This window comes from Streptomyces sp. NPDC048331, from assembly GCF_043201215.1.
In the GTDB taxonomy this organism is placed as follows: Bacteria; Actinomycetota; Actinomycetes; order Streptomycetales; family Streptomycetaceae; genus Streptomyces.
Genome location: NZ_JBICYT010000019.1, coordinates 154,264 through 169,383, shown reverse-complemented (window position 1 = coordinate 169,383; position 15,120 = coordinate 154,264). Strand labels below are relative to the sequence as shown.

Sequence of the window (15,120 nt, the reverse complement as noted above, 5' to 3'; positions counted from 1 at the left end):
CGGACCCTCCCCCGGCTCCGCCGGGCACCGGGCTCCGCCCGGACCCTCCCCCGGCTCCGCCGGGCACCGGGCTCCGCCCGGACCCTCCCCCGGCTACCGCTGGGAGGTGCCCCCTGCTCGAACGCCGGCGAGGCTATCGGCGGCGGATGGTCATGGCCATCAGGGCCGCCATCGCGCACAGCGCGCCCGAGGCGTACCAGACGGTGTCGTACGAGCCGGTGAGATCGCGGGTCAGGCCGCCCAGGAAGGCGACCAGGGCCGCGCCGATCTGGTGCGAGGCGAGGACCCAGCCGAAGACGATCGCGCCGTCCTCCCCGTAGTGCTCGCGGCACAGCGCGATCGTCGGCGGGACGGTCGCGACCCAGTCCAGGCCGTAGAAGACGATGAAGAAGACCAGCGGCGGTCGCACCGACGGCGCCAGCAGGATCGGCAGGAAGAGCAGCGAGATCCCGCGCAGGGCGTAGTAGACGGCCAGCAGCCGCCGGGAGTCGAAGCGGTCCGTGAACCAGCCCGAGGCCACCGTGCCGATCACGTCGAACACGCCGACCACCGCCAGCAGCCCGGCGGCCGCCGTCACCGGCATGCCGTGGTCGTGGGCGGCGGGTACGAAGTGGGTCTTGACCAGGCCGTTGGTCGAGGCGCCGCAGATCGCGAAGGTGCCGGCCAGCAGCCAGAAGGGGCCGGTCCGGGCCGCGTCGACGAGTACCCGCAGTGCGCGCCGGGCGGCTCCGGGGATCGGGGCCGGCTTCTCCGCGTACGGGCCGCCGTACGGCGCGAGCCCCACGTCCGCCGGGTGGTCGCGCAGCAGCAGCCACACGAAGGGGGAGACGGCCAGCGCCGCCAGGGAGACCGTCACCGTCGCGGGGCGCCAGCCGTGGTGGTCCACCAGCCAGGCCAGCAGCGGCAGGAAGACCAGCTGACCGGAGGCCCCGGCCGCCGTCAGGATGCCGGTCACCAGGCCGCGCCGGGCGGTGAACCAGCGGTTCGTCACCGTCGCCGCGAAGGCCAGGGCCATGGAGCCGCTGCCCAGCCCCACGAGGACGCCCCAGAACAGCACGAGCTGCCAGGGCTCGGTCATCCACACCGTGGCCAGCGAGCCCGAGGCGATGACGAGCAGGGCGAGGGCCACGACCCGGCGGATACCGAAACGGTCCATCAGCGCGGCGGCGAACGGCGCGGTGAGCCCGTACAGTGCGAGATTGACCGATACGGCGAGGCCGATGGTGCCGTGCGACCAGTCGAACTCCGCGTGCAGTGGCTCGATGAGCAGTCCGGGCAGGGAGGCGAAGCCGGCCGCGCCGATGATCGTCACGAAGGCGACGGCGGCGACGGACCAGGCGCGGTGGACGCGGGCGGGCTGCCGAGGGGCGCGCGGGGTGGCCGTGGAGGCGGGGGCTGTCTGGGGCACGCCGACAGTTTCCGGCCACCGGAGGACCGCACGAAAGTGGCTTGACCGTCATGCTTCGCTACGATCGGGCCATGGAGTCGGAGAAGACGGCGAAGGCGGAGAAGCGGCCACACCGGGTCGTCGTCCTCGCCCTCACCGGGCTGCTGCCCTTCGAGCTCGGCATCCCGCACCGGATCTTCGGGCGGGCCCAGGACCCGGCCGGTCGGCCGCTGTACGAGATCCTCACGTGCGGGCTCGCCCCGGGGCCGGTACGCACGGACGCCGACTTCGCGATCCACGTCGAACACGGCCCCGAACTGCTGGCCACCGCCGACACGGTGGTGGTGCCGGCCTCGTACGAGCTGGGTCCGGCGTACGAGGAGGGCCGGATGGGCGACGAGCTCGCGGCGGCCCTCGCCCACATCCGGCCCGGTACCCGGCTGGTCTCCATCTGCACGGGCGCCTACGTCCTCGCCGCCGCCGGGTACCTGGACGGCCGCCCCGCCACCACCCACTGGGCCTCCGCCGAGCACTTCCAGCGGCTCTTCCCGGCCGTCCGGGTCGACCCGGACGTGCTCTACACCGACGACGGGGACGTGCTGACCTCGGCCGGGGTCGCCGCCGGGGTCGACCTGTGCCTGCACATCGTGCGCCGCGACCACGGCACGGCCGTCGCCAACGAGGTGGCCCGGCGGACGGTCGTACCGCCCCACCGGGAGGGCGGACAGGCGCAGTTCATCGCGCGCCCGGTGCCGGAGCCGCAGCTGGCCAGCACCACGGCCGCCCGTGCGTGGGTACTGGACCGACTGCACGAACCGCTCCGACTGACCGACCTGGCCAGACAGGAGGCCATGTCGGTACGCACCTTCACGCGCCGGTTCCGGGAGGAGTCGGGCGTCAGCCCCGGCCGGTGGATCGTCGGCCGGCGGGTGGAGCGGGCCCGGCAGCTGCTGGAGCAGACGGAGCTGCCGATGGAGCAGGTGGCGGGGGAGAGCGGCTTCGGCACGGCCCAGTCGCTGCGCAAGCACGTCCAGGCGGCGCTGGGGGTGAGTCCGACCGCGTACCGGCGCACCTTCCGCGCGGCGGGTGCGCCGGACAATCCGCCATCTCCTGATGGGCCATCAGATGATGCCGGGGCCATGCATTGACATCTCCCGCCCCCCGCTCCTGAATGGCCCCCTGCGCCGGGCTCGGGCGCGCGGGAACCCAGGGGGCGGGCAGTGCGAACAGGGGCGCGGAAGCGGAGATGGCCGGCGGCCGTGGGTCTGGTCGTGCTGGCGGCCACGACCGGGGGCGCGCTCGGCGCACCCGCCGCGGCCGAGGGGGAGACCCCTCCGGGCCAGGTGGACTTCCCGACCCACTGCCCCGCACCCCAGGAGGCCGGGCTCCCGCCCGCGGACGGACCGACCACCGCGAGGATCACCGTCGACAACCCGGCCCCGCGGGTCGGAGACACCGTCACCGTCACCTACCAGGTGGTGCGCACCCCCGCCGGCAACCCGGTCGGGGGTGAACTCCCCGCCGACGTACTGACCCCGACCGGCCGGATCCTGCTCGCGGGCGCCCAGCAGGGCGAGGTCACGGTGGTCGGGGCCAAGCGCAACGACCCCGTCCCGGCGGGCGCGCCCCTCCCCGCCGTCACGATGACGGGCACGTTCACCGTCACCGCACCCGGCGAGACCACGCTCGCCCCGGGCGGCTACACCCTGCACACCGGCCACCTGCTGGACCTGGACACCGTCTGTACCGCCGACGCCGCGTCCGCCGCTCCTGTCTCCGCCCGCCTGACCGCGACCGAGCTGCCGACGGCCAACCTGCGCACCGTTTTCCTCGGCGCGGCCCAGGGCAGGCCGGGCGCCTCGGTCGAGGTCACCGTCGCCGGTTTCCCACCGGGCGCGGCCGTCACGGTCGCCGGGCGGGCCGGCGCCGCCGAGACCGCCGACCGGGCGAGCGCCACCGCCGACGAACGGGGCACGGCCCTGGTCGCGCTGCCCGTCACGGACAAGGCCACCACCGCGGTGATCGCCTACGAGGGCGCCGCCTGGTCCGCGCGCCAGGGCTCGGGGCCGGCGGCGTACACGGTCATCGACGCCGCCTCGGGGCCGGCCCCCACCGTCCGGAAGGTCACGGCCACCGTCGAACCGGGCGTCCTCGGCATGACCCAGACCGGCGAGGACATCACCCTGGGCGCCGTCCCGTACGGCGACGGCGGCGCAGCCCCCGGCCGGATCGGGACGGTCACCGTCACCGACGCCCGCGGCGGACCCGCCGGATGGTCCCTGATCGGCAAGGTCACCGACTTCACCGGACCCGGCGGGGTCCGCATCCCGGGCGCCTCCCTGTCGTGGACCCCGACGTGCGTGGCGGCGGCGGGCAGTCGGAGCGTCTGTACGCCGGGCAGCGCGGGCGTGGTCGGGCCGGAGGGGGCCCTGCTGGCCTCCACCCCCGACGCGGCGCCGGCGGGCGGCACCTTCACGATCGACGCCACGGTGACCCTGCGGGTGCCGCCGTACACCCCGCCGGGCGCGTACACGGCGGTCCTGACCCTGACCCTGTCGTGACGGGCCGCCCGCGGCTGCCGCTGCGCGGAACTCTCCCCGCCCCGCCCTTTCTCCGTTTCCCAGGGCTCCGCCCCGGACCCCGCGCCTCAAACGCCGGCGGGGCTGCATTTCGGCCCGTCCGGCGTTCGAGGACCGGGTCGGCGCGGCGGGGACGGCTCCGCGTGGCGACGGCGGCGCTGCTCGGCGGCATCTTCCTCGGCGGACCCGCCGGGACGGCCACCGCCGACAACGGGCAGTGGTCGGTGTCGCCCGTCGCGAACACCGTCGGGCAGCGGCCCTCCTTCTACCTCGCCGCCGCGCCCGGCCATTCCGTCGCCGACGCGGTCACCCTCACCAATCGCACCGACCGGCCCCGCACCTTCCGGCTGTACGCCGCCGACGCCTACAACACCGCCCGCGACGGAGGCTTCGCGGTACGCGGCCCCGACGAGCCGCGGTCGGCCACCGCCGCGTGGGCGAAGCTCGACCGGGAGCGGGTCACCGTCGCGGCCCGCGGGTCGGTCGTCGTCGGCTTCACCCTCACCGTCCCCGACCGCGCGGAACCGGGGGACCACCCCGGCGCCGTCGTGGCCCTGGAGGAACGGCCGGCCGCCCCGGCCGACGCCGGCCCGGGGATCGGCGTACAGCAGGCCGTCGCCGCACGGCTGTACCTGCGGGTGACGGGCCCCACCGCCCCCGCCCTCACCGTCCGGGACGTCACCGTGCGCCGTCGCGGCTCCGGAGCGGACATCTCGTACACGCTCACCAACATCGGCAATGTCACCCTCCGCCCCCGGGCCACCCTCACCGCCACCGGCGCGCTCGGCCGCACGCTCCTCGCCGACGGGCTCGGCGGGCTGCCCGCAGAACTGCTGCCGGGTCAGGAAGTACGGCTCGGCGCCCGTTGGGAGGGCGCGCCCAGAGCGGAATGGGCCGAGGTCACCGTGCGCGCCCGGGCCGACGGAACCACAGCTCAGGGCCGTGCGGACCTCGCCGACCACCCCTCGCTCACGGCCGTGCCGGCCCTCGTCGCCGTGATCTGGTCGGCGCTGGGAGCCGCATCGGGGAGAATGGCCCGTATGAGCGATCGTTCCCCCGAGTCCACCGCCCCGCACCGTGCGGGGTTCGCCTGCTTCGTCGGCCGCCCCAACGCGGGGAAGTCGACCCTCACCAACGCACTCGTGGGCACCAAGGTCGCGATCACCTCCAACCGGCCGCAGACCACCCGCCACACCGTCCGCGGCATCGTGCACCGCCCCGACGCCCAGCTCGTCCTCGTCGACACGCCCGGCCTCCACAAGCCGCGCACCCTGCTCGGCGAGCGCCTCAACGACGTCGTACGGACCACCTGGGCCGAGGTCGACGTCATCGGCTTCTGCCTGCCGGCCGACCAGAAGCTCGGCCCCGGCGACAAGTTCATCGCCAAGGAGCTGGCGGGGATCAAGAAGACCCCCAAGATCGCCATCATCACCAAGACCGACCTGGTCGAGTCCAAGCAGTTGGCCGAGCAGCTGCTCGCCGTGCACCAGCTCGGCGCCGAGCTCGGCTTCGAGTGGGCCGAGATCGTTCCCGTCTCGGCCGTGGGCGACACCCAGGTCCAGCTGCTGGCCGACCTGATCGCCCCGCTGCTGCCGGAGAGCCCGCCGCTGTACCCGGAGGGCGACCTCACCGACGAGCCCGAGATGGTCATGGTCGCGGAGCTGATCCGCGAGGCCGCGCTGGAGGGCGTACGGGACGAGCTCCCGCACTCCATCGCCGTGGTCGTCGAGGAGATGATCCCGCGCGAGAACCGTCCGGCGGACCGCCCGCTGCTCGACATCCACGCCAACGTCTACATCGAGCGGCCGAGCCAGAAGGGCATCATCATCGGCCCGAAGGGCTCCCGGCTGAAGGAGGTCGGGATGAAGTCGCGCAAGCACATCGAGGCGCTGCTCGGCACCCCGGTCTTCCTCGACCTGCACGTGAAGGTCGCCAAGGACTGGCAGCGGGACCCCAAGCAGCTGCGCAAGCTCGGCTTCTGAGGCGCGCGCCGCACGCCACGACGCACCACGAACGACGCACGACGCACGACGCACGACGAACGGACGCCGCCCCGCAGGGGCCGCGTCCGTTCGTCGTTCCGTCGTGGCGTCGGTCCGGCCGGCTACGCGGGCCGGCGCACCCGCACCACGTTGTCCGTCCGGGTTCCGGGCGTGCCGTCGGGCTGGTTCTGGACCCGGTCGGTCTCCTCGGCCCGCAGTACCTCCCAGCCCGCCGTGACCGGCTCCAGCTGCGCGAGGACTTCCGCGGGCGTGGGGAAGTGCGCCTCCTCCCGCTCCTCCTGCCAGGGCGCCCAGCCTGCGTGGCCGACCACCAGCAAGGTGCCGCCGGGGGCCACGGCCGAGGCGGCCGCGCGCAGGACGGCGTCGCGCGGGAAGTCCCCGTAGTTGTGCAGGAAGCACGCCGAGACGAGGTCGAACTCGCCGTCCGGGAACGACTCCGTCAGATCGTGCCGCGCGAAGGCGACCCGGTCCGCGACCCCGGCCTCCGTCGCGTGCTCGGTCGCCCGGCCGAGGGCGACACCGGAGATGTCGGTCCCGGTGACCGCCCATCCGCGGCGGGCCAGCCAGACGGCGTCGGCGCCCTCCCCGCACCCCAGGTCCAGGGCCCGGCCGGGGGCGAGGGCGGACACCTCGTGCACCAGCATGGCGTTGGGCTCGCCGCTCCAGATCCGGTCGCTCTCCCCGTAGCGGCCGTCCCAGAACGCCTCGCCCGCGGGCGGCGCGTCCTCGGGGTAGTCGTGGGAGTGCGCGTGCGTGTGGGTGTGGGTGTGCTCGGTCATGGTCCCTCTTCCAGTACGGGTGCCGGTACGACCGATGCTCCGCCCGCCCGCCGGCCTACGGCAAACTTTGTTGCCGACCTGGCAAAGAGGAGATCGGCGGTCAGGAGGCCCAGGCCCTGCCCCGCGATTCCTCGAAGGTCACCGGCTTGCTCGCCACCGCCGGGTGGGTCGGCGGATCACGCCTCGGGTTCGGCGATCAGGGCCGTGGCCACCCGGCGGAAGCCGATGCGGGCGTAGACGCGGGCCACGTCCTCGTCGCCCGCCGAGAGGAAGACCGTCCGGGCCCCGCGCTCCCGGGCCCGGGCGACGAGGGCGGCCGTGACCCCGAGGGCCAGGCCCTGGCGGCGGGCCGAGGGGAGGGTGCCGACGCCCACGACCTCCACGACGTCCCCGACCGGGTTGTACTGGCCGGCGCAGAGCACGACGCCGTCCCGTACGGCCGCGGCCAGGGCGGTGGTGCCCGCCGTCAGCTTGCCGGAGACGCGCGCCCGACCCTCCTCGGCCGACGGTTCCGCCATCGCCGCCGCCAGTTCCGCGGGTCCGGCCTCGCCCACGGCCGTTCCCGGGGCAGCGAAGGCCAGGGCCGGGACCGTCACCGCGGCGGTGAGCAGCGGGTCGTCGGCGTCGAGCAGCCGGACCTCCGGGTGCGGGGGAAGGGCCTCGGCCGCGGGGTCCAGGACCATGAGGGGGTGCGCGTGGACCCGCAGTCCCGCGGCCTCCACCGCGGCCCGGAGAGAGGGGCTGGTTTCGGCCACCCACTCGAAGGCTTCGGGCACCTTCAGCTCCCGCTGGCGCTCCCAGACCCGTTCCACGTCGGCCCGGGTGGCCTCGGCGCCGCCGAGCGTGGGCCGCGCGTAGTACGGCCAGCCCGTGCCCTCCTGGACGAACAGGGTCAGTGGGCCGAAGTCCTCCGCGCGGGCGCCGCCCACCCGCGGCACCGTGTCGTAGTACCGCTCCAGCTCGGACAGCGTCGAATCGATCATGTTGTCGGTCATTCGGTCATCCAAACAAAGCGGCGCCGCCCGGGCACCTTCTTTCCGGGCGGCTCGGGGCGCCGACGCTCAGGCACCCTCCTTCAGTACGCGCGAGATCAGCGCCCGTTGGGCGTCGGACAGGTTCGGCTCCGCGCACGCCACCGTCCGACCGTCCACCGTGATCCGGTACGAGAAGCCGTCCCGTACCCGGTCCGCCGGGTCGCCCGGCGGGGCGGGCCGCAGCGCGAGCTGGGCCAGGGCCCGCCACTCGGTCTCGTCCGGCCGGCCCGCGGTGTCCACCTCGGCCCGGCGCTCGATGCCCGCGAAGCCGCCCGTCCGTATCACCTGAATGCGCATGGGAGCCCTCTACCCTGCGAGCGGGACACCCACCGCGGACCACGCCTTCTGGAGCGCCTGGTGCTCGGCGCCGCCGTCCCCGTACCGGTCCACGGCCGCCGCCGTCGAGAGCCGTGCGAAGTCCGCGAAGTCCGCGTTCTCGGCGAGCTGCCCGCCGGTCAGGGTGTCGTACCAGATCTGTCCGGCCCGCTCCCAGGCCTTGCCGCCCAGCTCGGTGGCCACGATGTAGAAGGCGTGGTTGGGGATGCCCGAGTTGATGTGGACGCCGCCGTTGTCGCTGTGGGTGTTCACGTAGTCGTCCATCGTGGCCGGCTGCGGGTCCTTGCCCAGTTCGTCGTCGTCGTACGCGGTGCCCGGCGCCTTCATCGAGCGCAGTGCCACGCCGGTGACATTCGGGCCGAGCAGCCCGGCCCCGATCAGCCAGTCGGCCTGCTCGGCGGTCTGCTCCAGGGAGTACTGCTTGATCAGTGAGCCGAAGACGTCGGACATGGACTCGTTCAGGGCGCCGGACTGGCCGCGGTAGGTCAGGTTCGCCGTGTACTGGGTGACACCGTGGGTCAGCTCGTGCCCGATGACGTCCACGGACACGGTGAAGTCGAGGAAGAGGTCCCCGTCCCCGTCGCCGAAGACCATCTGCCGGCCGTCCCAGAAGGCGTTGTTGTAGTCCTCGCTGTAATGGACGGTCGCGTCCAGGGCGAGCCCGGCGTCGTCGATGGAGCGCCGCCCGAAGCCCTTGAGGAACAGTTCGTAGGTGGCCCCGAGCCCGGCGTAGGCGCGGTTGACGGTGGCGTCCTTGCTCAGTGGGTCACCTTCGCCCCGGACCTTCTTCCCGGGCAGCCGGGTGCGGTGCTGGGCGTCGTAGATCGTCCGGTCCGGATCGTCGCCGGCCGGCACGGCCAGGGTGGGGACGACCCCCCGGACGGCGGTGACCCGGCGCCGGGTGCGCAGCAGGGAGTCGCGCTCCAGGGTGCGCTGGGCGAGGTCGGCGCGGCGGGAGTCTTCGGAGCGGGCGGCCTTGTCGAGGAGGTGAGGCGGTACGACGGTGCAGAAGACGGGCTCATGGCGGTGGGCGTGGGAGGCATCCATGCCGGAAATGTGGCAGTGGGTCATGTCGCTGTCACTACCTGCGACCATGATTCATTCACTTGTCTGAAAGCGGTGACGCCGGATTGACGGAACAACCGGACCTGACCGGAGCGAACGAGTCTTGGCTCACATTTGGTGCAAATCGGACCCTCGGGTCTTGCATACTGAAACAGGTCCTCGCGTAACGGCGCGGCTCGGCTAGGCTCGGTCCATCATGCGTTTCGGGCTGCTTCTCCTTAGCCGCCGCGGCGAGGGTCTGTAGTCGTAGGCCGACCCCCTCCCCGCGGAGTTCGGTGTTGCGGTTTTCACTACCGCCGTCGGCCGTCCCAGCGAACTACACGCGGACACGCGAGGAGCCCAACGCCATGAGCCAGCAGCCTTTTGTCGGTCGCCCCACGCCCATCACGAACGCGACCCACACCCAGAAGACCTCCGGGATGCCGATCCACAAGTACGGCTCGTACGAGCAGGTGGACATCCCGGACCGCACCTGGCCGGACGCCCGCGTCACCCAAGCCCCCCGCTGGCTCTCCACCGACCTGCGCGACGGCAACCAGTCGCTGATCGACCCGATGACCCCCGCCCGCAAGCGCGAGATGTTCGACCTGCTGGTGCGCATGGGCTACAAGGAGATCGAGGTCGGCTTCCCCTCTTCCGGCGAGACCGACTTCGCCTTCGTGCGCTCCATCATCGAAGAGGGCGCGATCCCGGACGACGTCACCATCTCCGTACTGACCCAGGCCCGCGAGGACCTGATCGAGCGGACCGTGGAGTCCCTGGTCGGTGCGAAGCGCGCCACCGTCCACCTGTACAACGCGACCGCCCCGACCTTCCGCCGGGTCGTCTTCCGCGGCTCCAAGGAGCAGATCAAGCAGATCGCCGTCGACGGCACCCGCCTGGTCATGGAGTACGCCGACAAGCTGCTGGGTCCCGAGACCACCTTCGGCTACCAGTACAGCCCCGAGATCTTCACCGACACCGAGCTGGACTTCGCCCTGGAGGTCTGCGAGGCCGTCTGTGACGTCTGGCAGCCGGCCGAGGGCCGCGAGATCATCCTGAACCTGCCCGCCACCGTGGAGCGTTCGACGCCGTCCACGCACGCGGACCGCTTCGAGTGGATGGCCCGCAACCTGACCCGCCGCGAGCACATCTGCATCTCCGTGCACCCGCACAACGACCGGGGCACCGCCGTCGCCGCCGCCGAGCTGGCCCTGATGGCCGGCGCCGACCGCATCGAGGGCTGCCTGTTCGGGCAGGGCGAGCGCACAGGCAACGTCGACCTGATCACCCTGGGCATGAACCTGTTCTCCCAGGGCATCGACCCGCAGATCGACTTCTCGCAGATCGACGAGATCCGTCGCACCAGCGAGTACTGCAACCAGATGGAGGTCCACCCGCGCCACCCCTACGCGGGCGACCTGGTCTACACCGCCTTCTCCGGCTCCCACCAGGACGCCATCAAGAAGGGCTTCGACGCCATGGAGGCCGACGCGGCCGCCAAGGGCGTCACCGTCGACGACATCGAGTGGGCGGTCCCGTACCTGCCGATCGACCCGAAGGACGTCGGCCGCTCCTACGAGGCCGTCATCCGGGTCAACTCGCAGTCCGGCAAGGGCGGCATCGCCTACGTCCTGAAGAACGACCACAAGCTGGACCTGCCGCGCCGCATGCAGATCGAGTTCTCCCGGATCATCCAGGCCAAGACCGACGCCGAGGGCGGCGAGGTCACGCCGAAGGCGATCTGGGACGTCTTCTCCGACGAGTACCTGCCCAACCCCGAGAACCCGTGGGGCCGCATCCAGCTGCGCTCCGGTTCGACGGCCACCGACAAGGACGGCACGGACACCCTGACCGTCGAGGCGGTCGTGGACGGCGTGGAGACGGTCCTGGACGGCACCGGCAACGGTCCGATCTCGGCCTTCTTCGACGCGCTGGCCGGCATCGGTGTCGACGCCCGCCTGCTGGACTACACCGAGCACACCATGAGCGAGGGCGCCTCCGCCGTGGCCGCCTCGTACATCGAGTGCGCGATCGACGGCCGGGTCCTGTGGGGCATCGGCATCGACGCCAACACCACCCGCGCCTCCCTGAAGGCGGTCATCTCCGCCGTCAACCGCGCGGGCCGCTGATCCCTCGTACGCGAACCCCGTCCCTCCCTCCGGTGGGGCGGGGTTCTGCCGTTCCCACCGGTCAGCGGGCCAGATAGCCGCCGTCCACCGGCAGGATCACGCCCGTCACGAACGAGGCCGCGTCGGAGGCCAGGAACGCGATGACCCGGGCCACCTCCGCCGGCTCCCCGAGCCGGCCCATCGGGTGCGCCGCCTCCACCTCCGCCAGGTACTCCGGCCCGCCGGGCTCGTCCTTCAGCGCGATCACCCGCTCCGTACGGATGGTTCCGGGTGCCACCGCGTTGACCCGGATCCCGTGCGCGGCCCACTCCACCGCGAGGTGCTTGGTCAGCCCCGACGCCACGAACTTCGCGGGTCCGTACGCGGCCTGGCGGGCCTGCCCGGCCACCCCCGAGATCGACGACACGCAGACCAGAGCCCCACCGGGGCGCGGCTGCGCGGTCATCGCCTCGATGGCGTACTTGCAGGTCAGGAACATGCCGCGGCCGTCGACGGCCATGACGTGGTCCCAGTCCTCGGGGCTGGTCTCCCGTACGTCGGAGAGGGGGAGCACCCCGGCGTTCGCCACGGCGACGTCCAGGCGCCCGTAGGCCTCGACGGCGGCCGCGACCATCGCTCGATTGGCCTCCGGATCGGCGACGTCACCGGCGACCGCGGTGATCGAGTACCCCTCGGCGGCCAGTTCCGTACGGAGGGCCCGCACCCCGGGGCCATTGATGTCGGCCGCGGTCACCCGGGCCCCGGAACGGGCCAGCAGCAGGGCGGTGGCCCGGCCGATCCCGCTCGCGGCGCCGGTGACCAGACAGGACTTCTCGTTCATGCGGCGAACCCTAGAGGGAGCGGGGAGGGGGTGGGGGGACGCCGGGGACGCAGATCGGCCAAGTCCGGGGCCGGGGACATGTTGTCTTGTCACACGACTGACGCATCCTCATCGATGTGGCTAACATCACGCCAACCCGGCGATGTTGCCGGCAGGTTACGGAGGTGCGACGTGCTGCCAGTTCGGGGTGGGGACGGCCGGAAGCTGACGGTCTGGGGCACCCGTACCACCTGGAGCACCGTGGGCGACGGGGAGTTCTTCTGCCCCGCCTGCGGTGGCGACCGCAATTACCGCAGGCGCACCGGACGGCGCCGGTTCACCGTCCTCGGGGTGCCGCTGCTGCCCCGCGGGCAGGCCGGTCCCGTCATCGAGTGCCAGGGCTGCCGCGCGCGCTTCGCCACCGACGTCCTGGACCACCTCACCACGACCCGGTTCACCGCCCTCCTGCGCGACGCCGTGCACACCGTGGCGCTGGCGGTGCTCACCGCGGGCGGGACGGCCTCGCGCGGCGCGCTGGAGGCCGCGGTGGGCGCCGTACGAGCCGCGGGCTTCCAGGAGTGCACCGAGGAGCAGTTGGAGTCCCTCGTGGAGGCGCTGTCCACGGACGAGGGCCGGCTCGGGCTGTACGACGTCCCGGAGTGCTGCGGGGCCGCGCTGTCGATAGAGCTCCACGAGGCCCTGGAACCGCTGGCCCCGCACCTGGCCGGCCCGGGGCGTGAATCGATCCTGCTCCAGGGGGCCCGGATCGCGCTCGCGGACGGCCCGTACACCCCGGCCGAGCGCGAGGTGCTCGCGACGGTCGGCGCGGCGCTGCGGATCGACACGGACGAGGTGACCCGACTGCTGTCGGCGGTACGCGCTCCCTGAGGGGTTTTCCACCGGTCCCGTCCGAACGGCCCCGCGCGTTTTCGTCGCGCGGGGCCGTTCCGTGTCCGATCCGTGGACTCCGGAGGGGCCCATTCCGTCCGAAAGGGCCCTGCGGGACGTAACGATCCGGCCTCGCAGGGCCTGTTTCGGGACGCGTGAACGTCGTGTGAAGGGTGCGGGCGTACGTCCCCCTGTCCGATGTGTCCACCGGTCGGACGGTCGGAATGGTGCCTTCGAGTTCGCCCCTCGCCAAGGCCGCGACGCCCATATCCGCACGTCAGGGTGGCTGCGGCGCACGATCGCGTGGCAGGAGCGCCGGGCTCCGCACGGCTGCGCGCATACCCCCTGCCGAGAGCCGCGCACCACTGGAGAAACCTACAGATCGGGCGGGTCTGAACGTCAACAGTTTGTCGAAGTCGACGATATGTGTGGTGCCCCCCACAGGCGTTCAATTCCGGTCACACGACAAGACGGCGCCGTTGACGCAGCGCGGCTTCGATCCACCTCGACGTGAACGCACTGACAACCCTGGCGTACCAACGGGTTAGCGACCCACTACGCCCAGGGACAACCAGATCTCCTCTCACTTACCTACCTTGAAGGGCAAGGCTGAGATGGCACGTGTCGCCGCCCGGCTTTCCACCGACGGAGAGCAGAGCACGCACCCGGTCGACGAGGTGCTCCCCCTCCCCAAGCTCGCGCTGTACGGCTTCCAGCACGTACTCGCCTTCTACGCCGGCGCGGTGATCGTCCCGATCATCGTCGGCAACGCGCTGAAGCTGAGCCCTGAACAGCTGGTCTACCTGATCAACGCGGACCTCTTCACCTGCGGTATCGCCTCGATCATCCAGGCCTTGGGCGTCGGCCGGATCGGCGCGCGCCTGCCGCTGATCCAGGGCGTGACCTTCACCGCGGTCTCCCCGATGATCGCCATCGGTCTCGGGGCCGGCGGCGGTACCGCCGCCCTGCTCGTCATCTACGGCGCGGTGATCACCGCCGGTATCGCCACCTTCGCCTTCGCCTGGCTACCGGCCAAGGCGTTCCGGACGGTGATGCGACTCTTCCCGCCGGTCGTCACCGGCACGGTGATCACGGTGCTGGGCATCGTCCTGATCCCGGTCGGTCTCAACGACGCGGCCGGCGGCCTCGGCAGCCCCGACTTCGGAGACCCGAAGAACTTCGCCTACGCCGGCGGCACGATGCTCTTCATCCTGATCCTGATGAAGATCGGCAAGCCGTTCCTCTCCAGCATCTCGATCCTGCTCGGCCTGGTCGTCGGCACCACCGTCGCCTTCCTGCTCGGCGACGCGAAGTTCGGCGACGTGAGCAACTCCGCGTGGGTCGGCGTCACCACCCCCTTCCACTTCGGAGTCCCGAAGTTCGAGTGGTTCCCGATCGTCCTGATGCTCATCGTCATGCTGATCACCATGGTCGAGACGACCGGTGACACCTACGCCGTCGGTGACATCGTCGGCAAGGAGGTCGACAGCGAGACCGTGGCCCGCGCCCTGCGTGCCGACGGCGCCGCGACCGCGCTCGGTGGTGTCCTCAACTCCTTCCCGTACGTGGCCTTCGCCGAGAACGTCGGCCTGGTGCGGATGACGAAGGTGAAGAGCCGGTTCGTGGTGGTCGCCGCGGGTGTCTTCATGATCGTCCTGGGTCTGCTGCCCAAGGCCGCCGCGATCGTCGCCGCCGTCCCGCACGGGGTCCTCGGCGGCGCCGCGACCGTCATGTTCGCCATGGTCGCCCTGGCCGGCATCCAGACCCTGGCCAAGGTGGACCTGAAGGAGGAGAAGAACGCACTGATCGTCGGCGTCTCCCTCGCTTTCGCCCTGCTCCCCGCGACCGTCCCGGTCTTCTTCACCAAGCACATGGACCCGGACCTGTCCTCGCTGCTCAACAGCGGTGTGACGCTCGGTGCCACGGCCGCCATCGTCCTCAACCTGGTCTTCAACGGCCTGGGCAAGGAAGGCGCCCACGACGCCCCCGAGGTCGAACTGCCCGCCCAGGTGGCGGAGCCGGACAAGGAGTCCGCGGCAGCCGTACCGGCGCAGGCGGGTGAGGGCGAAGCCGCCCCGACCCCTGCCTCCTGAACCCTCCCAAGGGGGTGACCCCGGCCGGGCCCCGCGCCCGGCCGGG

12 protein-coding genes are annotated in these 15,120 nt (G+C 72.3%); 6 read left to right on the top strand and 6 right to left on the bottom strand.

The window, feature by feature from the left end; genetic code table 11:
- Nucleotides 1–133 precede the first annotated feature (133 nt).
- Entirely contained in the window at nucleotides 134–1,408 is a 1,275-nt protein-coding gene (locus tag ACGFYY_RS26105) for an MFS transporter (protein WP_393712864.1), read from the bottom strand.
- A 71-nt stretch (nucleotides 1,409–1,479) separates the two neighbouring features.
- Here ACGFYY_RS26105 and ACGFYY_RS26100 point away from each other — a divergent pair, with 71 nt between their 5' ends.
- The 3 genes from ACGFYY_RS26100 to era all read left to right on the top strand — a co-directional run bounded on the left by ACGFYY_RS26100 (nucleotide 1,480) and on the right by era (nucleotide 5,948).
- Entirely contained in the window at nucleotides 1,480–2,535 is a 1,056-nt protein-coding gene (locus tag ACGFYY_RS26100; protein WP_393712862.1) for a GlxA family transcriptional regulator, read from the top strand.
- 117 nt (nucleotides 2,536–2,652) lie between these two features.
- On the top strand, nucleotides 2,653–3,948 hold the full coding sequence (locus ACGFYY_RS26095) for a beta-xylosidase (RefSeq protein WP_393712883.1): 1,296 nt from the start codon (nucleotides 2,653–2,655) through the stop codon (nucleotides 3,946–3,948).
- Between the two features lie 1,049 nt (nucleotides 3,949–4,997).
- Nucleotides 4,998–5,948, top strand: a complete 951-nt coding sequence (gene era, locus ACGFYY_RS26090; protein ID WP_030384631.1) for a GTPase Era — start codon at nucleotides 4,998–5,000, stop codon at nucleotides 5,946–5,948.
- A gap of 122 nt (nucleotides 5,949–6,070) precedes the next feature.
- Here era and ACGFYY_RS26085 read toward each other — a convergent pair whose 3' ends face one another.
- From ACGFYY_RS26085 to ACGFYY_RS26070, 4 genes are all read right to left on the bottom strand, one after another.
- Nucleotides 6,071–6,748 carry a class I SAM-dependent methyltransferase gene (locus tag ACGFYY_RS26085; RefSeq protein WP_393712860.1) on the bottom strand — a complete coding sequence of 226 codons (678 nt, stop codon included), beginning with the start codon at nucleotides 6,746–6,748 and terminating at the stop codon, nucleotides 6,071–6,073.
- A 176-nt stretch (nucleotides 6,749–6,924) separates the two neighbouring features.
- Nucleotides 6,925–7,743, bottom strand: coding sequence for a GNAT family N-acetyltransferase (locus ACGFYY_RS26080; protein WP_393712858.1), 819 nt, complete (start codon nucleotides 7,741–7,743; stop codon nucleotides 6,925–6,927).
- Between the two features lie 66 nt (nucleotides 7,744–7,809).
- Nucleotides 7,810–8,079, bottom strand: coding sequence for a protealysin inhibitor emfourin (locus tag ACGFYY_RS26075; protein ID WP_365277007.1), 270 nt, complete (start codon nucleotides 8,077–8,079; stop codon nucleotides 7,810–7,812).
- A 9-nt stretch (nucleotides 8,080–8,088) separates the two neighbouring features.
- Nucleotides 8,089–9,165, bottom strand: a complete 1,077-nt coding sequence (locus ACGFYY_RS26070; protein ID WP_393712855.1) for a M4 family metallopeptidase — start codon at nucleotides 9,163–9,165, stop codon at nucleotides 8,089–8,091.
- A gap of 365 nt (nucleotides 9,166–9,530) precedes the next feature.
- Here ACGFYY_RS26070 and leuA point away from each other — a divergent pair, with 365 nt between their 5' ends.
- Complete coding sequence (gene leuA, locus ACGFYY_RS26065; protein WP_365277012.1) at nucleotides 9,531–11,294, top strand: 2-isopropylmalate synthase; 1,764 nt, start codon at nucleotides 9,531–9,533, stop codon at nucleotides 11,292–11,294.
- A gap of 61 nt (nucleotides 11,295–11,355) precedes the next feature.
- On the opposite strand, the gene ACGFYY_RS26060 is transcribed toward leuA, so the two are convergent.
- On the bottom strand, nucleotides 11,356–12,114 hold the full coding sequence (locus ACGFYY_RS26060) for an SDR family NAD(P)-dependent oxidoreductase (protein WP_365277015.1): 759 nt from the start codon (nucleotides 12,112–12,114) through the stop codon (nucleotides 11,356–11,358).
- A gap of 171 nt (nucleotides 12,115–12,285) precedes the next feature.
- Between ACGFYY_RS26060 and ACGFYY_RS26055 the strand changes: the two genes are divergently transcribed.
- A complete protein-coding gene (locus ACGFYY_RS26055; protein ID WP_365277018.1) occupies nucleotides 12,286–12,981 on the top strand; it encodes a TerB family tellurite resistance protein in 696 nt (231 codons plus the stop codon).
- Between the two features lie 614 nt (nucleotides 12,982–13,595).
- Nucleotides 13,596–15,074 (top strand): nucleobase:cation symporter-2 family protein, encoded by a 1,479-nt coding sequence (locus tag ACGFYY_RS26050; RefSeq protein ID WP_365277020.1) that lies wholly within the window; start codon nucleotides 13,596–13,598, stop codon nucleotides 15,072–15,074.
- Nucleotides 15,075–15,120: the final 46 nt, after the last annotated feature.

What these genes read in the sequence shown, in the direction of transcription:
- leuA (WP_365277012.1), top strand. Translation starts at nt 9,531, where the DNA reads ATGAGCCAGCAGCCTTTTGTCGGTCGCCCCACGCCCATCACGAACGCG.
- ACGFYY_RS26080 (WP_393712858.1), bottom strand. Translation starts at nt 7,743, where the DNA reads ATGACCGACAACATGATCGATTCGACGCTGTCCGAGCTGGAGCGGTAC.
- ACGFYY_RS26060 (WP_365277015.1), bottom strand. Translation starts at nt 12,114, where the DNA reads ATGAACGAGAAGTCCTGTCTGGTCACCGGCGCCGCGAGCGGGATCGGC.
- ACGFYY_RS26085 (WP_393712860.1), bottom strand. Translation starts at nt 6,748, where the DNA reads ATGACCGAGCACACCCACACCCACACGCACGCGCACTCCCACGACTAC.
- ACGFYY_RS26070 (WP_393712855.1), bottom strand. Translation starts at nt 9,165, where the DNA reads ATGGATGCCTCCCACGCCCACCGCCATGAGCCCGTCTTCTGCACCGTC.
- ACGFYY_RS26075 (WP_365277007.1), bottom strand. Translation starts at nt 8,079, where the DNA reads ATGCGCATTCAGGTGATACGGACGGGCGGCTTCGCGGGCATCGAGCGC.
- era (WP_030384631.1), top strand. Translation starts at nt 4,998, where the DNA reads ATGGCCCGTATGAGCGATCGTTCCCCCGAGTCCACCGCCCCGCACCGT.
- ACGFYY_RS26050 (WP_365277020.1), top strand. Translation starts at nt 13,596, where the DNA reads ATGGCACGTGTCGCCGCCCGGCTTTCCACCGACGGAGAGCAGAGCACG.
- ACGFYY_RS26100 (WP_393712862.1), top strand. Translation starts at nt 1,480, where the DNA reads ATGGAGTCGGAGAAGACGGCGAAGGCGGAGAAGCGGCCACACCGGGTC.